Source organism: Streptomyces sp. NPDC029169 (genome assembly GCF_055563935.1).
On sequence record NZ_JBVHXA010000031.1, the window covers coordinates 1 to 22627 of the forward strand.

The 22627-nt window shown below is 72.0% G+C and carries 18 protein-coding genes; 8 read left to right on the forward strand and 10 right to left on the reverse strand.

All coding sequences use genetic code 11. The features are described from left to right. Positions 1–109 precede the first annotated feature (109 nt). Entirely contained in the window at positions 110–3154 is a 3045-nt protein-coding gene (locus ACZ4VI_RS34100; RefSeq protein ID WP_468005689.1) for an NACHT domain-containing protein, read from the reverse strand. A gap of 475 nt (positions 3155–3629) precedes the next feature. Between ACZ4VI_RS34100 and ACZ4VI_RS34105 the strand changes: the two genes are divergently transcribed. Further along, a complete protein-coding gene (locus ACZ4VI_RS34105) occupies positions 3630–4343 on the forward strand; it encodes a M23 family metallopeptidase (protein WP_468005690.1) in 714 nt (237 codons plus the stop codon). Between the two features lie 13 nt (positions 4344–4356). On the opposite strand, the gene ACZ4VI_RS34110 is transcribed toward ACZ4VI_RS34105, so the two are convergent. After that, the gene (locus ACZ4VI_RS34110) at positions 4357–4911 is read right to left on the reverse strand and encodes a TetR/AcrR family transcriptional regulator (protein ID WP_468005692.1); all 555 of its coding nucleotides are present in this window, start codon (positions 4909–4911) and stop codon (positions 4357–4359) included. A 129-nt stretch (positions 4912–5040) separates the two neighbouring features. Here ACZ4VI_RS34110 and ACZ4VI_RS34115 point away from each other — a divergent pair, with 129 nt between their 5' ends. Continuing rightward, positions 5041–6618 (forward strand): MDR family MFS transporter, encoded by a 1578-nt coding sequence (locus ACZ4VI_RS34115; protein WP_468005694.1) that lies wholly within the window; start codon positions 5041–5043, stop codon positions 6616–6618. An 80-nt stretch (positions 6619–6698) separates the two neighbouring features. Here the strand turns inward: ACZ4VI_RS34115 and cseC are convergent, their stop codons facing one another. The 5 genes from cseC to ACZ4VI_RS34140 form a co-directional block, all read right to left on the reverse strand. Then, positions 6699–8015 (reverse strand): two-component system sensor histidine kinase CseC, encoded by a 1317-nt coding sequence (gene cseC, locus ACZ4VI_RS34120; protein WP_468005696.1) that lies wholly within the window; start codon positions 8013–8015, stop codon positions 6699–6701. Positions 8016–8027: 12 nt separating this feature from the next. Beyond that, on the reverse strand, positions 8028–8732 hold the full coding sequence (gene cseB, locus ACZ4VI_RS34125) for a two-component system response regulator CseB (RefSeq protein WP_468005697.1): 705 nt from the start codon (positions 8730–8732) through the stop codon (positions 8028–8030). An 85-nt stretch (positions 8733–8817) separates the two neighbouring features. Beyond that, positions 8818–9555, reverse strand: coding sequence for a hypothetical protein (locus ACZ4VI_RS34130; RefSeq protein WP_468005699.1), 738 nt, complete (start codon positions 9553–9555; stop codon positions 8818–8820). Beyond that, positions 9543–10106, reverse strand: coding sequence for a SigE family RNA polymerase sigma factor (locus tag ACZ4VI_RS34135; RefSeq protein WP_468005700.1), 564 nt, complete (start codon positions 10104–10106; stop codon positions 9543–9545). Before ACZ4VI_RS34135 ends, ACZ4VI_RS34130 begins: the two co-directional genes overlap by 13 nt. Before the next feature lie 287 nt (positions 10107–10393). Then, positions 10394–11320, reverse strand: a complete 927-nt coding sequence (locus ACZ4VI_RS34140; RefSeq protein ID WP_468005702.1) for an HhH-GPD family protein — start codon at positions 11318–11320, stop codon at positions 10394–10396. A gap of 259 nt (positions 11321–11579) precedes the next feature. Between ACZ4VI_RS34140 and ACZ4VI_RS34145 the strand changes: the two genes are divergently transcribed. After that, entirely contained in the window at positions 11580–12416 is an 837-nt protein-coding gene (locus tag ACZ4VI_RS34145; protein ID WP_468005704.1) for a hypothetical protein, read from the forward strand. 64 nt (positions 12417–12480) lie between these two features. On the opposite strand, the gene disA is transcribed toward ACZ4VI_RS34145, so the two are convergent. Further along, a complete protein-coding gene (gene disA / locus ACZ4VI_RS34150) occupies positions 12481–13539 on the reverse strand; it encodes a DNA integrity scanning diadenylate cyclase DisA (RefSeq protein WP_468005730.1) in 1059 nt (352 codons plus the stop codon). Between the two features lie 180 nt (positions 13540–13719). Continuing rightward, entirely contained in the window at positions 13720–15111 is a 1392-nt protein-coding gene (gene radA, locus ACZ4VI_RS34155; RefSeq protein ID WP_468005706.1) for a DNA repair protein RadA, read from the reverse strand. Between the two features lie 176 nt (positions 15112–15287). On the opposite strand from radA, the gene ACZ4VI_RS34160 reads away from it, so the two are divergent. Beyond that, a complete protein-coding gene (locus tag ACZ4VI_RS34160) occupies positions 15288–17009 on the forward strand; it encodes a BACON domain-containing protein (RefSeq protein ID WP_468005708.1) in 1722 nt (573 codons plus the stop codon). 145 nt (positions 17010–17154) lie between these two features. Here the strand turns inward: ACZ4VI_RS34160 and ACZ4VI_RS34165 are convergent, their stop codons facing one another. Further along, complete coding sequence (locus ACZ4VI_RS34165; RefSeq protein ID WP_468005709.1) at positions 17155–18003, reverse strand: DUF3109 family protein; 849 nt, start codon at positions 18001–18003, stop codon at positions 17155–17157. Between the two features lie 40 nt (positions 18004–18043). On the opposite strand from ACZ4VI_RS34165, the gene ACZ4VI_RS34170 reads away from it, so the two are divergent. The 4 genes from ACZ4VI_RS34170 to ilvD all read left to right on the forward strand — a co-directional run bounded on the left by ACZ4VI_RS34170 (position 18044) and on the right by ilvD (position 22580). Further along, positions 18044–18976, forward strand: a complete 933-nt coding sequence (locus ACZ4VI_RS34170) for a Ppx/GppA family phosphatase (protein ID WP_468005710.1) — start codon at positions 18044–18046, stop codon at positions 18974–18976. A 156-nt stretch (positions 18977–19132) separates the two neighbouring features. Continuing rightward, a complete protein-coding gene (locus tag ACZ4VI_RS34175) occupies positions 19133–19966 on the forward strand; it encodes a sugar phosphate isomerase/epimerase family protein (RefSeq protein WP_468005711.1) in 834 nt (277 codons plus the stop codon). Further along, positions 19963–20574, forward strand: a complete 612-nt coding sequence (locus ACZ4VI_RS34180; protein ID WP_468005713.1) for a TetR/AcrR family transcriptional regulator — start codon at positions 19963–19965, stop codon at positions 20572–20574. The genes ACZ4VI_RS34175 and ACZ4VI_RS34180 overlap by 4 nt, the downstream gene beginning before the upstream one ends. 152 nt (positions 20575–20726) lie before the next feature. Further along, complete coding sequence (gene ilvD, locus ACZ4VI_RS34185) at positions 20727–22580, forward strand: dihydroxy-acid dehydratase (protein ID WP_468005715.1); 1854 nt, start codon at positions 20727–20729, stop codon at positions 22578–22580. The last annotated feature ends 47 nt before the right edge of the window (positions 22581–22627 follow it).

Below are 22627 nucleotides of genomic sequence, written 5' to 3' on the forward strand. Positions count from 1 at the left end.
CCCCCCCCCCCCCCCCCCCCCCCCCCCCCCCCCCCCCCCCCCCCCCCCCCCCCCCCCCCCCCCCCCCCCCCCCCCCCCCCCCCCCCCCCCGCCCCTATTCGCGGTCGGCTCATGCCCGGATGTCGACGGTGTGGGCAAGGTTCTCGCGGCCGGTGAACGGGCCGCCGAAGCCCTCGACGTAGGCGAGTTCGGGCAGCTGCGCGAGCGGCGTGAGGTCGTGGACCCATGCTTCTTCGCGGCCGCCCCAGAGACTCAGTGCGCGCAGGGCCGGAAAAGCCCGGGCGATGACGTCCAGAGGCGCCTTGGCGCCCTCGCACTGCACGTGCAGCGTCTCCACCCGTGGCAGCCGCAGCGCGTGCGGGATGTCCTCCATGGCCCCCGCGGGCACCGAGAGGAACGAGAGCCTGTCCAGGGCGCCCACGAGGCGCCAGTCCTCCTCCGTCATCGTCGCGACACCGTAAACCGTGAGCCTCTTGAGGTGGGGGAGGTTGCGGAGAAAGTCGAGCCCCCGTGCGGGGTAGTCGAACGTGAGACTCTCCAGCTCGTTCTCGGCGGGGAAGTACTCCAGGAGTCGGGTGTGCCCCAGGATCATCCGCAGGCGCCGTGCCCTTTCGATCGATTCGCGCAACAGCATCAAGCCGTGGCCGGTGAGGCCCGGGCGCAGGTCGAGGTTCGTGGGACTCAGTCCGAGGCGGACGATCTCTGCGGCCTGCTCGTCGGACACGATCGTGAAGTCGAGGAACGTGGTGTCGAGCCGGGCGATGATCTCCTCCGCGTACGGGGCCGTCGCGAACCGGGACCACCCCCACATCAGTTGGGAGCGGACGTCCAGGTGCGGATGGTCCACGAACTTCGCCAGGTACGGCAGCGCGGCGTCGTCCGTGATGTGGGTCGCCGTGATCACCACATTCAGCGCCTCCTCGTCGGTCAGGTCCTCCGGCCCCGGCAGCAGGTCCAGAACCGCCCGGCCCACGGAAGCCAGCTCCCGCGCCTCCTCCGGCCCGCTCGGCGGAATGACCGCCGCCGTCCGCGCCAGGATCCGTTGGCGGATCTCCGGCGCCACCTCTGTCGCGTGGTCCAGCGCCGTCGCCGCCACCACCAGGATCCGGAGCTGGGTACGGCGGTCCGGCGTCGCGTCGAACGCGCGCAGCAACTCGTCGAAGATCTCCGCGCATTCGCGCGGGCGCGCGTGCCCGACGGCCATGCGGATGACGTCCTCCCACTGGTCGTCCGCTGCGTGCTGGACCAGGACGCCGATGTCCCAGTGGTCCACGAGGGCCTTCGCCGCGAGGTAGTCCTGGAAGGTGCGGTGCACGAAGTCGACCGTCTCCTCGGTCGGTTCGCGTAAGAGACCGCTGCGGTGGAGCAGGTGCGTGAAGACCGCTCCCGGGTCGTACCCGGTGGCCTCCGTGATCGCCGGCACGGCCTCCCGTACGACCGACTCCGCGTGCGAACGGTCCATCGTCGTACGGCCGTTGAGCGTCAGCCAGTACGCGATCCGCTGGATCAGCTGGATCTGCGGGGCCTCGCCCAGCTCGATCCCGTACGGCGTCCCCATGTCCCGCTCGCGGTCCCGGCGCGAGAGGAGCATCGAGAGCGCCGCGTCGTACAGCGCCTTGCGGCCGCGCGGGAGGAATCCGCGCCTGCCGAGGTGCAGGGCGCAGATCAGGCCGCACATCAGGGGGTTGGTGGCGAGCTGGGAGACGTCCGCCGTGGTGCGCAGGGCGTCGAGGAGGGGTTGCTCGTACGGAGCGGCCTCCGGCCCGGCGGCCGTGTGCCAGCGGCGGACGAAGGCGGTGACCTCGGCGGTGGACATGGGGGAGAGGGTCAGTTCGGTGAAGCCGTCGGAGGCCAGCCAGTCGTCGCGTACGGCGGTGGGGCGGGAGGTGACGAGCCAGCGGTTGCCGTCGTACGTGTCGAGGAGGTCGCGGAGCCAGCGGCGGGCGCGGTCGCGCTCGGCCTCGGGGATCTCGTCGATGCCGTCGACGAGGATCAGTCCGCGCCCGGCGGCGAGGACCCGGTCGGCCCAGCCCTCGGGCGGGGAGAGCGGGCAGTCGACGGCGGAGAGGAAGCGGTCGGGGGCGGGGAGCCGCTCGCCGTGGCGGGTGAGGGTGCGGAGGGGGAGGACGAAGGGGATCCGGTCGCGGAGGTACGCCATGTCGTCCGCCTGCTCGTCCCGGGCCGCGGAGACCGCCAGCCACTGGACGAGGGTCGTCTTGCCTGAGCCGGCCAGGCCGCGCAGCAGCACCTTGTCCTGGCGGGTGAGGACCTGGTCGGCGGGGCCGCCCGCCGCGGCGCGGATGAGGGCGTCGTCCCGCTCGACGGTCAGTGCCACGTGCGCGCGCCTCGCCTCGGCGACCTGATCCACCGAGGCGCGAATGGGCTCGATCTGGACTGACACCCTCTCGGCAGATGCCCTCTCCGCCGCGTGCCACGGGCCCGTCCCCGTCGCCTCCAGCGACAGATACGCCACGTCCAGTGGCCACTTCTCCGGCGCGTCCCGCAGGTCGACCCCGTAGATCGTCAGGCTGCCTTGCTTCTTCGCCACGTACGCCAGGTACCGGCGCTCGAAGTCCGCGTCCCGTGCGTCCACCCGGGGCGTCCGGCGGATCACCTCGTCGACCTTGGCGGTCAGCTCCGTCTGGCCGCGGGTCTGCTCCACGAGGGTCCGGGCCACGAAGGTCGAGCGCTGGGTGAAGAAGTCCAGGATGTGCAGGCACGCCCACTCGGTCAGCGAGTCGAGAGCAAGGACCGAGTCCGTCGACAGGCCGTCGGGGGCCGGGGCCGCCGCGCGCAGGCTGCGGGCGAGGGCCGGTGCGCCGAGGTGGACGGCCTGGACGTCGTCCATGTCGAGGTCGCCGAGGGCGAGGAGCGTGGCGGCCAGGGCGTCCGTGAGCGCCTCGGTCTCGTCGGCGGGGAACGGCGGCTCGCCGGGGCCCGCGCAGGCGCGGCCGACGAGCGTGGCGGCGAGCTTGCGGACGTCCTTCCCCGTCAGCGTGCGCTTCTCGCCGCGGAAGGAGACGAGCCCCGAGAGCCGGACGCGCCGGGCCTGGCCCGGCAGGCCCGCCCCCGGGCCATCGCTGACCAGGAGTTTCTTCAGGAGTGGGCCCATCGCCGCGGAGGCGAGCCGCGTGCCGATGAGTGACGGATCCATTGGTGTCCCCCTTGGTTCCCGACGGGCGTCAGCGTAGTGCTGGACGGTCTTCCGAGGGCCGCGGTTGCGTGACCCAGGTCGCATTCGGGGTGGGGGCGCCGTGACAAGGCGCACAGGCGTTTTGAGGGGTACTAACCGGAATAGTGCTGGCGTTTGGTGTCGATTCGGGACGTTCAGGGCCGGGGCGTCGGGACTTTGGTCCCGAGGGGTCCCGAACCGTACGAGAAGTGGCCTGTTGGTCCGATTCGGCGGGTCCGACGTGCGGATAAACCGGTCTGCTTGGGCAGGTTTGTCCGATATCGAGTGAGGGGTCCGGGGTCGTCAAGGGCTGAACTTCCGGGGAGATCGCTACGACGCGATGTCGTAGATGGGGTGTTTTACCCGGGATGGGGGTCCGGGTTACCAAGGAACAGCAACAGCAAGCCCGGCGCGCCGCTCGCGTCGGGTCCCGTTCTGTCCGGAGGTTTTCCCCCGTATGTCGAAGCGCGTCATGAACCCCGCCGCCCGTATCACCGCCGTCACCCTCGCCACCGCTGGTCTGGGAGTGTCGCTGGTGGCCGGAGCAGGGTCCGCCTTCGCCGCCGAGGGCAAGGCCGCCACCATCGCGACTGCCGCGACGGGTGCGTCCGCTGCCGTCGCCGCGCAGGCCGATGCCCAGGCTCTCGCCGCCTCCAAGGCCGCTGCCGTCAAGGCCGCCGCCGCCAAGAAGGCCGCCGTCGCCAAGGCGGCCAAGGCCGCGAAGGCCGCGCCGGTCGCCGCCAAGAAGAGCCCGTCCTGGGTCAAGCCGGTCGGCGGCTACACCCTGACCGCCAGCTACAACCAGGGCGGCGCCATGTGGGCCAACAAGCACTCCGGCCAGGACTTCGCCGTCCCGGTCGGCACCCCGGTCAAGGCCGCCGGTGCCGGTACCGTCGTGAAGGCCGGCCCGAACGGCGGCGGCGACGGCCCGGCGTACGGCAACGCCATCGTCGTCAAGCACGCCAACGGCAAGTACTCGCAGTACGCGCACCTGTCGAAGATCAACGTGTACGTCGGCCAGAAGGTCGCCGCCGGCAAGACGATCGCCCTGTCGGGCAACACCGGCAACTCCTCCGGCCCGCACCTGCACTTCGAGATCCGTACGACCCCGAACTACGGCTCCGCGCTGAACCCGGCGGCCTTCCTGCGCTCCGTCGGCGTCACCATCTGACCTTCCTGACTCGTCAGGCGTGATGCGCCTGGGCGAGCAGATCGAGGGCGACCTCGAGGACGGCTTCGTGCTTCTCCTCGGGGTCGCCCTCGGCGTTCTGCATGAAGAACGTCCCCGCGTGCATGGTGAAGATCGCGCTGATGCAGCGCACCTTGTCCTTCATCGCGAAGTCCGGCTCCTGGATCAGACCGGTCAGCGTGAGGACGCGTTCCTTGAAGGTCAGGCCGACGCTCAGGTCGCGTACCGTCGCCTGGTTCTCCTGCATGAAGCGGTACAGCGGGGCCGCCCCCGCCAGCGCGACCTGGTAGCGGCGCAGGATCTCCTGCTTGGTCTCCAGGGTGCGCGGCTGCTCCTGCGCCCAGGCGATCAGCTCGTCCATGGGCCGGGTGAGGTCGTGGAAGATCCCGATCAGGATGTCTTCCTTGGTCTTGAAGTGGTAGTACAGCGCCGCCTTCGTGACGTCGAGCCGCTCCGCGATCTCGCGCAGCGAGGTCTTCTCGTACCCCTGCTCGGCGAAGAGTTCGAGAGCCACGTCCTGGATGCGCTGGCGGGTGTTGCCTCTGGCCATGGTCTGCTCGCTCCCACACACTCTTACTTACTTGACGCCCGGCTAGTTACGCGTCTACCGTCCCCAGTGTAGTAACTAGCCGGTCGGCAAGTAAGCGCAGCGCCCATAGGCGTACGGGGAGCAGGGGACATGACGACGACACCGACACCACCGAAGACAGCCGAGGAGGCGGAGCAGCCGCCGCGCAGCGTCCGCGTCGTCCTCCTCGCCCTGATGATCGCGATGCTGCTCGCGATGCTCGACAACATGATCATCGGCACCGCGATGCCGACGATCGTCGGCGAGCTCGGCGGCCTGGAGCACCTCTCCTGGGTCGTCACCGCCTACACGCTGGCCACCGCCGCATCCACCCCCCTCTGGGGCAAGCTCGGCGACATGTTCGGCCGCAAGGGCGTCTTCCTCACCTCGATCGTGATCTTCCTGATCGGCTCGGCGCTCAGCGGCATGGCCCAGGACATGGGCCAGCTCATCGGCTTCCGCGCCGTCCAGGGCCTCGGCGCCGGCGGTCTGATGGTCGGCGTCATGGCGATCATCGGCGACCTGATCCCGCCCCGTGAACGCGGCAAGTACCAGGGCATGATGGCCGGCGTGATGGCCCTCGCCATGATCGGCGGACCGCTGGTCGGCGGCACCATCACCGACCACTGGGGCTGGCGCTGGTCGTTCTACATCAACCTGCCGCTGGGCGCCGTCGCCCTCGCGATGGTCACCGCCGTGCTCCACCTGCCGAGGAAGGAGCGTGACCGCTCCACCCGCATCGACTTCCTCGGCGCCGGGCTGCTGACCGTCGGCATCACCGCGATCGTCCTGGTCACCACCCGGGGCGGTACGGAGTACGCCTGGGGCTCCGCGACCATCGTCGGCCTCTCGGTGGCCGGTGCCGCCGCGCTCGCCGCGTTCCTCTGGGCCGAGACCCGTGCCGCCGACCCGATCATGCCGCTGCACATCTTCCGCAGCCGCAACTTCACCGTCATGTCCGTGATCGGCTTCCTCACCGGCTTCGTGATGTTCGGCGCCGTCCTGTTCCTGCCGCTCTTCCAGCAGTCCGTGCAGGGCGCCTCGGCGACCAACTCGGGCCTGCTGCTCCTGCCGATGCTGGGCTCGATGATGGTCCTGTCGATGATCTCGGGCCGGATCACCACCAGCAGCGGCAAGTACAAGGTTTTCCCCATCGTCGGTACGGCGCTGATGGTGACCGGTCTCTTCCTGCTCGCGCAGATGGACACCGGCACGTCCCGCCTCACCTCCGGGATCTACATGGCGGTGCTCGGCGCCGGCATGGGCTGCCTGATGCAGATCACGATGCTCGTCGCGCAGAACAGCGTCGAGATGAAGGACATGGGCGTCGCCTCCTCCGCGACCACCCTCTTCCGCACCCTCGGCTCCTCCTTCGGCGTCGCGATCATGGGCGCGCTCTTCACGAGCCGCGTCCAGGACGAGATGGCGGCGCGCGGCGGCTCGGAGCTGACCCAGCAGTCGGCCCAGCTCGACGCGGCCTCGCTGGCGAAGCTGCCGGCCGCGGCCCGGGAGGCGTACCAGCACGCGGTGGCCTCCGGCACCCACTCCGCCTTCCTGGTGGGCTCGGCGGTCGCGGTCATCGGACTCGTCCTCGCCTTCCTGGTCAAGGAGGTCGCGCTGCGGGGAGCCGGACCGGCGCCGAAGCCGCAGGCCTCCGAGGGAGAGCCGAAGGTCGCCGAGACCGTCTGACCCACGGAAGAGGCCCTACGGGAGAGGGCTCCGGCACACCAGGTGTGCCGGAGCCTTCTCCCGTACCGCCGTACGACTCGCTAGTCCGCGAACTTGATCATCGGGAAGCTGCCCGTGTTCGTCGGCGCGTGGTCCGGCAGCCAGAGCACCGCGATCGCCCCGCCCGCGCCCTCCGGAGTGCCCTCGGGCGCGGCGTTACGGAAGGTCAGCCGGGCCCCCAGGACCCGGGCCTGCCCCGCCGCGATCGTGAGGCCGAGCCCGTGCCCCTGCCCCGCCCGGTCGCTCGCGCCGGTGCGGAACCGGCTCGGGCCCTCGCGCAGCAGCGCCTCGGGGAAGCCGGGGCCGTGGTCCCTGACCCGTACCACCCGGCCCTCCACCGTGACCTCGACCGGCGGCTTGCCGTGCTTGGCCGCGTTCGCCAGCAGGTTGCCGAGGATCCGCTCCAGGCGCCGCGGGTCGGTGCTCACCCAGGACTCGTGGACCACGCGCACGACCGCCTCCGGGTCGAGCGCCCGCACCCGCCGCTCCACGAACTCCCCGAGCGCGATCTCCTGGAGCTCGGCCCGTTCGGAGGCGCTGTCGAGCCGGGCGACCTCCAGGACGTCCTCGACCAGCGTCCGCATGGCCTGCGCCCGGTCCCGTACGAGCTCGGTGGGGCGCCCGGGCGGCAGCAGCTCCGCCGCCGTGAGCAGCCCGGTCACGGGGGTGCGCAGCTCGTGCGCGATGTCGGCGGTGACCCGACGCTCGGCCTCGATCCGCTCCTGCAGGGCGTCGGTCAGGGCGTCCACCGCGCGGGCCAGCTCGTCGGTCTCGTCGCGTACGACTCCGCCGATCGCGTCCCGTACCCGTACCTCCGTGTTGCCCTGCGCGACCCGGCCGGCCGCCGCCGCGGCCTTCCGCAGCCGGCGCGAGAGCTGGCCGCCGATGAGCACGCCGAGTGCGCAGCCGCCGAAGACGACCGAGACCGAGCCGATGATCAGCGCCCGGTCGAGATCCTTCATGATCGTGGCGCTGCGGTCGGCGAACGGGATGTGCAGGGACAGCACGTCGCCGTTGGCCAGCGGCACGGCCGCCCAGACGTCGGGCGGGCCGCCGTGGCTGTGCTCCTGGACGTACGTCCCGCGCCGCTTGCCCCGCATCAGCTGGTCGAGCTGGGGCGGCAGCATCGGGTCGTTGATCTTGGTGCCGAACCGGGGCTCCTTCGGCTTGGAGCTCTCGTACATCCGCTGCGCGAAGAGGAGCCGCTCCATCTGCACCTCGCGCGCGTTGTCGAGCATCGAGACGCGGGCGGAGTTGTGCACGACGAGGCTGAGGGTGACCGCGATGAGGGCGCCCACGGCCGCGATGGCGACGGCGATCTTCCAGCGGACGCCGGTACGGAGGGCGAGCGGCTTCACAAGTGCGCCACCCTATCCCTTGAGCTTGTAGCCGAAGCCGCGGACCGTCTCGATCCGGTCCTGGCCGATCTTGGTGCGCAGCCGCTGGACGTGGACGTCCACCACCCGGGTGTCGCCGCCCCAGCCGTAGTCCCAGACCCGCTCCAGGAGCTTGTCCCGCGACAGGACCGTGCCCGGCGCGGACGAGAACTCGAGCAGCAGCCGCATCTCCGTCGGGGTCAGCCCGACCGGCTCGCCGCCCTTGCGGACCTCCATGCCCTCGGTGTCGACCTCCAGGTCCCCGAAGACCAGCAGGCCGCCCTGGGGCGACCCGCCCTGCCCCGCGTCGCCGGCCGCCGGACCGCCGGCGTGGCCGAAGCGGCGCAGCACGGCCCGGATCCGGGCCACGAGCACGGACCCGTCGAAGGGCTTGGTCACGTAGTCGTCGGCCCCGGCCTCCAGGCCGAGGACGACGTCGATGGAGTCGGCGCGCGCCGACAGCATGATCACGGGCACGGTCGACTCGTCACGGATGCGCCGGCAGAGACTGACCCCGTCCATGCCCGGCAGCATCACGTCGAGCAGCGCGATGTCGGGCCGGTCCGCCCGGAACGCCTCCAGGCCCGCAAGCCCGTCGGGCATGGCGGTCACCACGAAGCCGTCCCGCTCCAGCGCGAGCTGGGTGGCCTCGCGGATGACGTCGTCGTCCTCGACGAACAGCACATGGGTCTCGGCCATCGTGCGCCCTCTCACTTCACCGATCTCACTTCACCGATCTCACTTCACAGATCTCGCTTCACGGATCTCGCTTCACCGATCTCGCTCAGCTGCCGCTCGGCTCGGCCGTCGCGGGGCCGTCGATGCCGCCGTCGCCGACCGCGCGGCTGTAGTCGTTGTGCACCCAGTCGTGCTGGGAGAACCTGCTCCCCGCCCAGCGGTACGTGATCACGTCCTCGCCGGAGGGGTACGCCACCGGGTCCCCCTGGGCGTACACCTGCTTGGTCACGACCAGGTCGCCCCGGTCGATCGTGGCGTACACCGCCGCGTCCTCGGCCATGAAGACGTTCTTGTAGCCGTCGCCGTCCTCGCGGTACACGTACGTGCCGATACCGACGGCGTCACCACAGGTCATCACGTTGACGACGACATCGGGCGAGCTGCTGTTGGTCAGGTTCCCATAGGACGTGTCCACCGGGTACGCGTCCGCGACGCAGGGCTTGAGATCCGCCTTCAGGCGCTCCCCGATCTTCGGGTCGCCCTTGATCAGCGCGATCGGGTCGACCCGCTTGGCGGGCATCTGGCCGACGTAGGCGGAACCGGAGCCGGAGGGCGACGGGGCCGGGGCGGCCGAGGACACCTCGTCGGCGCGGGCCGCTCCCTCGTCCCGCGAGCCCGTACCGCCGGTCGAGCAGGAGGTCACGAACAGGCCGACGGCGGCGAGCACGACCACCGCCGTGATGCTCGCCGCCTTGAAGGCCCGGCGGCGCGGGCCGCCGGACCCGTCGTCGCCGTATGTGTCGCCGTATCTGTCGCCGTCATATGTGGCGCCTAGGCCGCGCACCGGTCCTGCCCCCGTTCGTCACGTCGTACGGTCGACCGCTCCAGAGCGCGGGCGCCGTCGACGCCGCGGCTCTCCAGTTCCTGACGCAGTCGGGCCAGTGCGCGGTGGAGCGTGGACTTCACCGTACCGGTCGACATGCCGAGCGCGGCCGCCGTCTCCTCCGTGCTCATCTGTTCCCAGTGCCGCAGGACCACGACGCTGCGCTGCTTCGGGGCGAGCACCTTGAGGATGTCCATGAGCAGCGCCCGGTCGGCGTGCTGCTCGGTGGCATCGTCGACGGACGCGTCGGGGAGCTGCTCGGTGGGCACCTCGTCGAGCTTGCGGGCCCGCCACCACTCGGTCCGCGTGTTGATCATCACGCGGCGGAGGTAGGCGTCGGCGAGCGACTTGTCGGCGATGCCGTCCCAGCGGCCGTACGTGCGGACGAGCGCGGTCTGGAGCAGGTCCTGCGCGTCGACCGGGTCGGGGACGAGGCGGCGCGCGCTGCGCAGCAGCGCGTCCTGCCGAGTGCGTACGTACTCCTCGAAGTCGAGCACCTCGCCGTGCGACATCCCGACCGCCTCCGATCCCCGTGACCAGCTCGTTCCTGCTTGACGTCGACGACGCTACGGAGCTGTTGTCACGAGGCTGTGCGAGCGGGCCCTCGACGGACGCACGGCTGTCCATCGGTTGTGTAACAGGGGCGAGGAGTGGGTATAGGAGGTGATTTTCGTTGTGGGCATTCGTCCCGCTGGGGCGGGACGGGTGGGCACAACGGGACGGCGCCCTGACGGGCGCGTCCGCTCCTTGTGCCTGGGCCGGCGCCCATGAGCACGGCGCCCGTGCAAGGCCCCCGCCGTCAGGACCGCGGCAGCCGGTACAGGCCCTCCTCCAGCGGCTCCACCAGCCCGTCCGCGACCAGCCCGTCCAGCGCGCGGGCGCGCTGCACCGGCTCGTCCCAGACCGCGTCCAGCGCGGCCTGCGGCACCACGTCCACCGCGTCCCGCAGGACGGCGAGCAGCCGCCCCCGCACCTGGCGGTCCGTGCCCGCGTACGCCTGGCCGCGCCGGGCCGGCCCGGCGTGGGCCGGCTTCCCGGCCAGCCGCCACACACACCGGTCGGCGATCGGACACCGCCCGCAGTCCTCGTTCTTCGCCGTGCACACCAGCGCGCCCAGCTCCATGGAGGCCGCCGCCCAGCGGGCCGCCGTCCCCTCGTCCTGCGGCAGCAGCTCCCGCGCGAGCCGGCGCTCGGCGGCGGTCGTCGCGTTCGGCGGGTACTGCACACCCGTCGCCGCCCGCGCGAACACCCGGCGCACGTTCGTGTCCAGGACCGGATACCGCTGCCCGTACGCGAACGAGGCCACCGCCGCCGCCGTGTACTCCCCGATCCCGGGCAGCGCGAGCAGCGCCCCGTGCTCGCTGGGCACATCGCCGCCGTGCCGCTCCGTTATGGCCACGGCCGCCGCGTGCAGCCGCAGCGCGCGCCGCGGATAGCCGAGCCGGCCCCAGGCCCGGACGGCGTCGCCGGGCGCGTCGGCGGCCAGGTCGGCGGGGCGCGGCCAGCGCGCCAGCCACTGCTCGTACACCGGAAGCACCCGTACGACGGGGGTCTGCTGGAGCATGAACTCGCTGACCATCACGCCCCACGCCCCCGCCTCGGGGCGGCGCCAGGGGAGGTCGCGGGCGTGCCGGTCGAACCAGGCCAGGACGGGCCCGTGCAGCTCGGCGGGTGCCGGGGCGGCCGGGGTTTCGAACACGGGGGTGGAGGCATCGGTGGAAGTCATCGCACCCCGATCCTGGCACGTCCGGCACGCGTTCCGTACGCGCCGTGGCGCACGCTCCCGGGGCGCGTGGAGGCGCGTGGTGCGCGGACCGCGCCCCGCGCACCACACCACGGCGCCGTTCCGGCTCGACCGGCACCCGTGCCGAGGGACCACGACGACCCCCGACGAAAGCAGGGTGGATGTGATCATCGGCAAAACTTGGCGCCTGGGGCGGCGGGTGGGGCGGGAGTTGGCGCCGATCTCTCGTAAGGTTCGTGGCGTGGGATCACTGCGCAATCCGGTCGGGCCGCTTCCCTCCTCCATCTACTGGCGACGGAGGGCGGTCGCGCTGTGCCTGATCGCCCTCATGGCGCTGATCGCCGTATGGGTCGTCACCTCCGGTGGCGGGGGCGGGCAGAAGACCAACGACGCCGCCAACGGCTCGTCTCCCGCGCCCTCGATCACCCCCGGACCCTCCGGTTCCGGCCCCGCGATCAGTGAACAGCCGGGCGGGCGCGACGAGTCGGGCGACTCCGGCGAGAACGCCGGCGGTGACGGCGGCGACGGTGACGGCGGGAACGGTACGGACGCGGGTGCGGGCGCGGGCGGGGACGCCGGTACCGAGGGCGTCGGCAAGAACGGCGACACGGACGGCGGGGGCGGCGACGGCGGCGCGGGCGCAAGCGCGGGACAGCAGGTTCCGGCCGATTCTCCGCTGCCGAACTGCGCACCCGGAGCGCTCCAGTTGACGCTCCGCAGCGCCAAGGTCTCGTACGCCCCGGGCGAGAAGCCGCGCTTCCACCTGGTCGCCAAGAACACCTCGGCCACCGACTGCAAGGCCGATTTCGGCCCCAAGAACGCGGTCCTGACGATCAGCGACAAGCAGGACGACGAGGTCTGGTCCTCCCAGGACTGCCCGCGCCCCGCCGGCGCCGTCCTGCTCCGCGTCCCGGCGCGGTCGGCGATCACCCACACCGTGGAGTGGGACCGCGCCCGGAGCGCCCCGCAGTGCGCCACCGCCCCGGCGGGCCCGGTGGGACCGGGGACGTACCTGGTGGAGGCGACGATGCCGGGCGCGAAGGTGCTTCCGGCCTCGTTCACGCTGGCCAAGGACTGACGACCGCACGAGGAAGGGGCGGTACGGGATGCCCGTACCGCCCCTTCCTCGTACCGGTCCGCGACTAGACGTACCGCTCCAGGATCGAGGACTCCGCCAGCCGCGACAGGCCCTCGCGGACGCTGCGCGCCCGGGCCTCGCCGACGCCGTCCACGGTCTGGAGGTCGTCGACACTGGCCGCGAGCAGCTTCTGCAGGCCGCCGAAGTGCTCCACGAGCCGCTCGATGATCGCACCGGGCAGCCGCGGGACCTTGGCGAGGAGCCGGTAGCCGCGCGGGGAGACGGCGGAGTCGAGGGTCTCGGGGGAGCCGCTGTAGCCCAGGGCCCGCGCGACGATGGGCAGTTCGAGGAGCTCGGCGTGGCTGAGGGCGTCGAGCTCGGTCAGCGCCTCCGCGACCGTGCGCGAGCGCTTGGCCGTGGGCTCCGGCACGTAGTCGCGGATGACGAGCTCGCGCTCGGGCTCCACGCCCGCGATCAACTCGTCGAGCTGGAGCGAGAGAAGCCGGCCGTCGGTGCCGAGCTCGACGACGTACTCGGCGATCTCGGTGGCGATCCGGCGGACCATCTCCAGACGCTGGGCGACTGCGGTGACGTCCCGGACGGTCACCAGGTCCTCGATCTCCAGCGCGGAGAGCGTGCCGGCGACCTCGTCGAGCCGGAGCTTGTACCGCTCCAGGGTCGCGAGGGCCTGGTTGGCGCGGGAGAGGATCGCGGCCGACTCCTCCAGGACGCGGCGCTCGCCGTTCACGTAGATGGCGATGAGCCGCATCGACTGGGAGACGGAGACCACCGGGAAGTTGCACTGCTTGGAGACCCGGTCCGCGGTGCGGTGGCGGGTGCCGGTCTCCTCGGTGTGGATGGAGGCGTCCGGCACGAGCTGGACACCGGCCCGGTGGATCTTGGAGATGTCCTTGTCGAGGACGAGCCCGCCGTCGAGTTTGCACAGCTCACGCAGACGTGTCGCGGTGAACTCCACGTCCAGCACGAAGCCGCCGGTGCACATCGAGTCCACCGTCTTGTCCATGCCGAGCACGATCAGACCACCCGTGTTGCCCCGCAGAACGCGCTCGAGGCCGTCGCGCAGTGCGGTGCCGGGAGCGACCGCGCTGAGGGCCGCGCGCATCAGCGCTTCGTTCCCGTCCTTGGCTGCCACTGCACTCCTCCGGCTCGTACGGATGGGCGAGACCAGGGCAAAGTCTAACGACACCGGTTGTGGGCAATCGTTCCGTAGGGCGGAACGGGTGGGCACAACCCCACAAGAGCGGCGCCCTTACAGGCCTCGCCATCAGGGGCCAGGTCCTGGTCAGGACCCCTCCGCAGGCCGCCTCCCCCTGGGCAAGACCCTCAGCGCATCCCCCATGTCCGCCACTTCCGTGACCTTCATACCAGCGGGGACCCGGCCCGGGTCGGACGGGACGAGAGCGTGGGTGAACCCCAACCGATGCGCCTCCGCGAGGCGCCGCTGCACCCCCGTCACCCGCCGCACCTCCCCCGCGAGCCCCACCTCGCCGATCGCGACGAGGTTCTTCGGGAGCGGCGTGTCGCTGGCGGCGGAGGCCAGGGCGAGCGCGATCGCCAGGTCGGCGGCGGGTTCGGAGAGCTTCACGCCGCCCACCGTCGCCGAGTAGATGTCCCGCTTGCCGAGCGCGGTGATCCGGCCGCGCTGCTCCAGGACGGCCAGCATCATCGAGACCCGGGAGGTCTCCAGACCGGAGGTGGTGCGCCGGGGCGAGGGGATCTGGGAGTCGACCGTCAGCGCCTGCACCTCGGCGACGAGCGGCCGACGGCCCTCCAGGGTGACCGTCAGGCAGGTCCCGGGCACGGCCACGTCTCGCCGGGTCAGGAAGAGCCCGGAGGGGTCGGCCAGACCCGTGATCCCCTCGTCGTGCAGTTCGAAGCAGCCGACCTCGTCCGTCGCCCCGTACCGGTTCTTCACGCCGCGGACAAGCCGCAGGCGCGCGTGCCGGTCGCCCTCGAAGCTCAGGACGACGTCGACCAGGTGCTCCAGGAGCCGGGGCCCCGCGATGGCGCCGTCCTTGGTGACGTGGCCGACCAGGAGCGTGGACATGCCCCGCTCCTTGGAGGCCCGGATCAGGGCCCCGGCGACCTCGCGCACCTGGGCCATGCCGCCCGGCGCCCCGTCGATCTCCGGGGAGGCGACCGTCTGCACCGAGTCCATGATCAGCAGCGAGGGCTTGACGGCGTCGAGGTGTCCGAGGACCGCGGAGAGGTCGGTCTCGGCCGCCAGGTACAGATGGTCGCTGAGCGCCTTGATCCGGTCGGCCCGCAGCCGGACCTGGCTAGCGGACTCCTCGCCGGTGACGTACAGCGTGCGGTGCTCGTCGCTCGCGGCCTTCGCGGCGACGTCGAGCAGCAGCGTGGACTTGCCGACTCCGGGCTCGCCCGCGAGCAGCACGACCGCGCCGGGGACCAGGCCTCCGCCGAGGACCCGGTCCAGCTCGTCCACGCCCGTGGAGCGGGCGGTGGCCTGCCGGCCGTCGACCTGGCCGATCGGAACCGCGGCCGTGGAGACGCGGCCGGCGGCGGTGGTGCGGACGGCGGGCGCGCCGTACTCCTCGACCGTCCCCCAGGCCTGGCACTCGGGGCAACGGCCGAGCCATTTGGCGGTCGTCCAGCCGCATTCGGTGCAGCGGTAGGACGGCCGGTCCTTGGCGGATCTCGTACGGGCAGCCATGCGCCACACCGTAGCCGCCCGCACTGACAACGGGCGCCGAGCCGGGAGCCCGCTGGGCCCACGGAAGCGGAATGCCATCTTCCTGTCCCCTTTTGAGGGATACCTTCACCCGTAAGGATTAAAAGTGTTCAACCGGTACGAAGAGTCCGCCCTGTCCTGCCTACGGTCGCCCAGTGATGAGCAGCAGGCTGGAATCCTCCACGAACACCACCGGCGCACACCGGGCGCACCGGCGGGCGGCCGAAGGTCCCCGCACCCTCGGCCAGCACCCGCCTGCCCGCTATGAGGCGTATCTGGACGGTCTGTTCACCTACTGCCTCTCCGTGCTGTGCGACCACGACGCCGCGACCGCCGTCCTCGGCGACGTCCTCGCCGTCGCCGAACGCCAGCACGGCCGCTGCCCCTCCGACGAGGACGGGCGCAAGGCCTGGCTCTACGCGCTCGCCCGCTGGGCCTGTCTGCGCAGCCTCGGCGAGCAGCGCCGCAAGCGGCAGGGCGCGCACACCGGCCGTCCGCCCGTCGCCGCCCCCGAGCCGCCCCGGGTCTCCGAGGAGGTCGCCGAGCGCCGCCGCGCCGAACTGGCCCTGCTCGCCTGGCCGGAGGCCGCCGGCACCACCCCCGAGCAGCGCGAGGCGCTGGAACTCGCAGTCCGGCACGGCCTCGGCAACCGCGAGGTCGCCGCCGTGCTCTCCCTGGACCCGCTCGCCGCCCGCGAACTGCTCTCCTCGGCCGCCTGCGAGGTCGAGCGCACCCGGGCCGCGCTCGCGGTCGTCGAGACCGGCAACTGCCCCACGGTCGCCCGGCTCACCGGCGACCACCAGGTGCTGCTCTCCGCGGCCCTGCGCGCCGAACTCGTCCGCCACGTCGACGACTGCCCGCGCTGCCGCCGGGCCGCCGAGCGCGCGGGCGCGGGCGGCCCGTGGCCCGGCGCGACGACGCTCACCCCGGCCCGGCTGCCGCTGGTCGAGGCGCCCAGGGCGGCCGCGTACGTGGCGATGCTGCACGTCCCACGCGCGCGTGCCGGCGCTCCGCGCTTCGGCCCGGCCGGATTCCCCCTGGACCCCAAGGACCACGCGGCCCGCCGCGACCGGGTGCGGGCCCGCGCGGTGACGACCACCGTCGTGGCCGCCGTGGTCGCGGCCCCGGTGCTCGCCCTGTGGGCCTCGTACCGCGGCGGCCCCGTCACCGGCGAGGGCGGCCGCGCGGGCGCCCCGGTCACCGCGCGCGAGGCGGACGAGCCGGTGGGCCTCGACGGCTCCCCGTACGACCACTACGAGAACGCGGGCAACGCCCGCACCACCCCCGATCCGCGCTTCACGCAGGGCAGCCGGTCCCCGGACGTGTCGGTCGAGGTGATCAGCCCCGGCGGGCCGGTCGGGCCGTCCCTGCCGGGCCAGGCAGGACCCGGCCGGCTCACGGTCGCGGCCCAGGGGAACGGCGACACGACGCTGCTCACCCTCACCGCCTCCGGCGGCGCCCCCGTCGACTGGTCGCTGTGGACGGACGCGCCCTGGCTGTACGTGAGCCAGGCCTCGGGCACCCTGCGGCCGGGCGAGTCGGTGACGGTCCGGATCTCCGTCGACCACGCGCGCGAACCCGCGGGCTCCTGGTCCGCGCGGGTCGGGGTGAACCCCTCGGGCGCCGTCGTACGGATCGACGGCCGCGGTGCGACGACCCCGCCGCCCCCGACCTCGGAGGAGCCCCCGCCGACGACCGAGGAACCACCGCCCACCACGACGGAGCCGACGACGCCCCCGCCGACCACCGAGGAACCGCCCCCGACGACCGGGGAGCCGACGACCCCTCCTCCCACGACGGAGCCGACGCCGACGGCGGAGCCGACCCAGTCGACGGACCCGGGAACCCCGAGCGGCTCGGACTCCCCGCCTGCGTCATAGACCCCACGGACACGGACTGGACCCCGGATATTGGATCCAATGCGCTGGATCCAATATCCGGGGTCCAATGTCCAGGGCCCGACATCCGGCCCGATATCGGATCCAATACCCGATACCCGATATCCAATGTCCGATCTCGGGTCCGCTACCGCCCCGCCGGGTCCGCCGGGTGCGGAGCCACCAGCGGCAGCTGGGCGGCCAGCCGCGCCTCGCACAGCTCCACCAGCACGTCGTACGCCGCCTTGCCCATCAACTCGGTCAGCTCGGGCCGGTAGGTCACGTACACCGGCTCCCCGGCACCGTGCGCGGAGGTCGCCGACGTGCACCACCAGTGCAGGTCGTGCCCGCCCGGACCCCAGCCCCGCCGGTCGTACTCGCCGATCGACACCTGGAGGATCCGGGTGTCGTCGGGCCGGTCGATCCAGTCGTACGTCCGGCGCACCGGCAGCTGCCAGCAGACGTCCGGCTTGGTCTCCAGCGGCTCCTTGCCCTCCTTGAGGGCCAGGATGTGCAGCGAGCAGCCGGCGCCGCCCGCGAACCCGGGGCGGTTCTGGAAGATGCAGGACCCCTCCCAGCGGCGGGTCTGCCGGTCGCCGTCCTCGTCGAGCTGGACCCAGCCCGTCTCCGTGCCGACGTCGTGGAACTGCCACAGCTCCGGCGTGAGCCGGTCCACGTACGAGGCGACCCGCTTCTCGTCGTCCTCGTCGGAGAAGTGCGCGCCCAGCGTGCAGCAGCCGTCGTCGGCGCGGCCCGCCTGGATGCCCTGGCAGCCGCTGCCGAAGATGCACGTCCAGCGCGAGGTGAGCCAGGTCAGGTCGCAGCGGAAGACCTGCTCGTCGTCGGCCGGGTCGGGAAACTCGACCCAGGCACGGGGAAAGTCGAGGCCCTTCTCGTCCGGTTCGCCCGGCACGGAAGCCCCGTGCTGCTTCTTGGAGGTCTTGTGAGCCTTGGCAGTGCTGTCTTTGCCCGGCTTCGCCTTTTTCGTCTTTGGCACACGCCAAGCGTATGCGCGCGGGCGCAGTAGCGTTCCGTCCATGAGACTCGGAGTCCTCGACGTCGGTTCGAACACAGTGCACCTGCTGGTGGTGGACGCCCACCCCGGCGCCCGCCCGCTGCCCGCCCACTCCCACAAGGCGGAGCTGCGGCTGGCGGAGCTCCTCGACGAGGGGGGTGCGCTCGCCCCCGGCGGGGTCGAGCGGCTCATCGCGACCCTCCAGGGCGCACTGCAGGCCGCGGAGGACAAGGGCTGTGAGGAGGTGCTGCCGTTCGCGACCTCGGCGGTGCGTGAGGCGACCAACGCCGACACCGTCCTGGACCGCGTGCGGCGGGAGTCCGGCGTCGACCTCCAGGTGCTCACCGGCGAGGAGGAGGCCCGGCTCACCTTCCTGGCCGCCCGCCGCTGGTTCGGCTGGTCCGCCGGCAAGCTGCTCCTCCTCGACATCGGCGGCGGCTCCCTGGAGATCGCGTACGGCATCGACGAGGAGCCCGACGCGGCGGTGTCGCTGCCGCTCGGCGCCGGACGGCTGACCTCCGGCTGGCTGCCCGGCGACCCGGCCGACGCGGCGGACGTACGGGCGCTGCGTCGCCATGTACGCGCCCAGATCGCCCGTACGGTCGGAGAGTTCACCCGCTTCGGGAAGCCCGACCATGTCGTGGCCACGTCCAAGACCTTCAAGCAGCTCGCCCGGATCGCCGGCGCGCCCGGCTCCGGGGAGGGGCTCTACGTCCAGCGCAACCTGACCCGCACGTCCCTGGAGGAGTGGGTCCCCAAGCTCGCCGCCATGACCGTCGAGCAGCGCGCGGCCCTGCCGGGTGTCTCCGAGGGCCGCGCACCCCAGCTGCTCGCGGGCGCGATGGTGGCCGAGGGCGCGATGGACCTCTTCGGCGTCGACGAACTGGAGATCTGCCCCTGGGCGCTGCGCGAGGGCGTGATCCTGCGCCGCCTGGACCACCTCCCGGAGGAGTAACGGCTCCACGCGCGCGTGAATCCGCGACCACCGCACCACGCGCGCGTGCCCACCCCACAGACCCACAGAAAAACGCCGCCCACAGGCCGACCGGACAGCCCCAGGGTGACGGGGACCACCTCCCCGCCCCCCGCCCCGCCCCGTACCCTGTCCTTCGTGGCAGAACCAGTGGTGCGCATCCCGGATGCGAAGGTCGCCCTGTCGACGGCCTCGGTCTATCCGGAGTCGACGGCGACGGCCTTCGAGATCGCCGCGCGCCTCGGCTACGACGGCGTCGAGATCATGGTGTGGACCGATCCGGTAAGCCAGGACATCGAGGCGCTGCGCCGGCTCTCGGACTACCACCAGGTGCCCATCCTCGCCGTCCACGCGCCCTGTCTGCTCGTCACCCAGCGCGTCTGGTCCACCGACCCCTGGGTCAAGCTCCAGCGCGCCCAGGCGGCCGCGGAGAAGCTCGGCGCCTCCACGGTCGTCGTCCACCCGCCGTTCCGCTGGCAGCGCCAGTACGCCCGCGACTTCGTCAACGGCATCTGGCGGATGGCCGGCGAGACGGACGTACGGTTCGCCGTCGAGAACATGTACCCCTGGCGGTACAAGGACCGCGAGATGATCGCGTACGCCCCCGAATGGGACGTCACCAAGGACGACTACCGCCACTTCACGGTCGACCTCTCGCACACCGCCACAGCCCGCGCGGACGCCCTCGCCATGATCGACCGCATGGGCGACCGCCTCGGCCACGTCCACCTGGCCGACGGCAGGGGCTCGGCCAAGGACGAGCACCTGGTCCCCGGCCGCGGCAACCAGCCCTGCGCCGAGGTCCTGGAGCGTCTGGCGGTCACCGGCTTCGACGGCCACGTCGTCATCGAGGTCAACACCCGGCGCGCGATGTCAGCGGCCGAACGCGAGGCCGACCTCGCGGAGGCCCTCGCCTTCACCCGCCTGCACCTGGCGTCCGCCGCCGGTCCCTCCCGGGTTCCCCGCTCATGACCGATCCGGCCCCGCGCCGCCGCGGCCGCCCCTCCCGTAAGGAGGAGGAGAGCGGGCCCGGCGCCCGGGAACGCATCCTGGAAGCGGCCCGCGCGCAGTTCGCCGAGCGTGGCTACGACAAGACCTCCGTGCGCGGCATCGCCAAGGCGGCGGGTGTGGACCCGGCGCTCGTGCACCACTACTTCGGTACGAAGGACGAGGTCTTCGCTGCCGCGATCGAGGTCTCCTTCGAGCCGGCCCTCGTCCTCCCCGCGATCCTCGGCGGCCCCCGCGACGAGATCGGCGCACGGCTCGCCCGCTACTTCATCGGCGTCTGGGAGAACCCGGTCAGCCGCGCCCCGCTCCTCGCGATCATCCGCTCCGCGCTGACCCACGAGGCGGCGGCGAAGGTGCTGCGCGGCTTCGTCCTGCGCCGGCTCCTGGAGCGGATCGCCGCCGACCTCGACGTACCGAACCCGAAGTTCCGGGCGGAGCTCGCCGCCTCGCACATGATCGGGATCGCGATCCTGCGGTATGTCATCCAGGTCGAGCCGATGGCCTCCGCGGACCCGGAGGAGATCGTGGCCCACGTGGCCCCGACGCTCCAGCGGTACCTCACCGAATCCTGAGCCCAGCCCCGACCGAATCCTGAGCCCCCAGCCCCGACCGAAGGCTGAACAACGCGTCCGGCATGCGGACAAGCCGTCCAGATCTTGGGCGGTCGGCGTAGGCTCGACAGCAAGTACACCCGTCACTGAGCATCACTGAGGAGCGAGCGACGATGCCCGAGCTGAGGTCCCGCACAGTCACCCACGGCCGCAACATGGCGGGCGCACGCGCCCTTATGCGCGCCTCCGGTGTACCCGGCGCGGACATCGGCCGGAAGCCGATCATCGCGGTCGCCAACTCCTTCACGGAGTTCGTCCCCGGCCACACCCACCTCCAGCCGGTCGGCCGGATCGTCTCCGAGGCCATCACGGCCGCCGGGGGCATCCCGCGCGAGTTCAACACGATCGCCGTCGACGACGGCATCGCGATGGGCCACGGCGGCATGCTGTACTCGCTGCCCTCCCGCGACCTGATCGCGGACAGCGTGGAGTACATGGTCGAGGCGCACTGCGCCGACGCCCTGATCTGCATCTCCAACTGCGACAAGATCACCCCCGGCATGCTGATGGCCGCTCTGCGGCTCAACATCCCGACGGTCTTCGTCTCCGGCGGCCCGATGGAGTCCGGCAAGGCCACGCTGGTCGACGGCACGGTCCGTACGCTCGACCTGGTCGACGCGATGTCCGAGGCCGTGAACGAGAAGGTCTCGGACGAGGACATCCTCCGTATCGAGGAGAACGCCTGTCCGACCTGCGGGTCCTGTTCCGGCATGTTCACCGCCAACTCGATGAACTGCCTGACCGAGGCCATCGGCCTCTCCCTCCCCGGCAACGGCTCGGTCCTCGCCACCCATACGGCCCGCAAGGCGCTGTACGAGAACGCGGCCCGCACGGTCGTCGACATCACCCGGCGCTACTACGACGAGGACGACGACTCCGTCCTGCCGCGCAGCATCGCCACCCGCGCCGCCTTCGAGAACGCCATGGCCCTGGACATCGCCATGGGCGGCTCGACCAACACGATCCTGCACCTCCTTGCCGCCGCCCAGGAGGCCGAGCTGGACTACGGCCTGTCCGACATGGACGAGATCTCGCGCCGCGTGCCGTGCCTGGCCAAGGTCGCGCCGAACGTGGCGCCCGGCGGCACGTACTACATGGAGGACGTCCACCGCGCCGGTGGCATCCCGGCCATTCTCGGCGAGCTGTACCGCGCCGGGCTCCTCAACGAGGACGTCCACACCGTCCACTCCCGCTCCATCAAGGAGTGGCTGGAGACCTGGGACGTGCGCGGCGGCTCCCCGTCCGAGGAGGCCGTCGAGCTGTGGCACGCGGCCCCCGGCTGCGTCCGCTCGGCGACCGCGTTCTCCCAGTCCGAGCGCTGGGAGTCCCTGGACACGGACGCGGCCGGCGGCTGCATCCGCGACGCGGCCCACGCGTACTCGAAGGACGGCGGGCTCGCGGTCCTGCGCGGCAACCTGGCCGTCGACGGCTGTGTCGTGAAGACGGCCGGCGTGGACGAGTCGATCTGGACCTTCGAGGGCCCGGCGGTCGTCTGCGAGTCGCAGGAGGAGGCCGTCCAGAAGATCCTGACCCAGCAGGTCAAGGAGGGCGACGTCGTCGTCATCCGATACGAGGGCCCCAAGGGCGGCCCCGGCATGCAGGAGATGCTCTACCCGACCTCGTATCTGAAGGGCCGCGGCCTGGGCAAGGCATGCGCCCTGGTCACGGACGGCCGCTTCTCGGGCGGTACGTCGGGCCTGTCGATCGGCCACGCGTCGCCGGAGGCGGCCTCGGGCGGCACGATCGCGCTGGTCGAGGACGGTGACCGGATCCGTATCGACATCCCGAGCCGCTCGATCGAGCTGCTGGTCGACGACGCGACGCTGGCCGCCCGCCGCGAGGCGCTGGGCGGGGCCTACGCCCCCAGGAACCGTGAGCGGAAGGTCTCGGCGGCACTGCGCGCGTACGCGGCGATGGCGACGAGCGCGGACAAGGGCGCGGTGCGCGACGTGACCAGGCTGGGCTGAGCCCGGCGGTTCTGACCCTTCACGGACGTGGGGAGTGGGCGTGAACG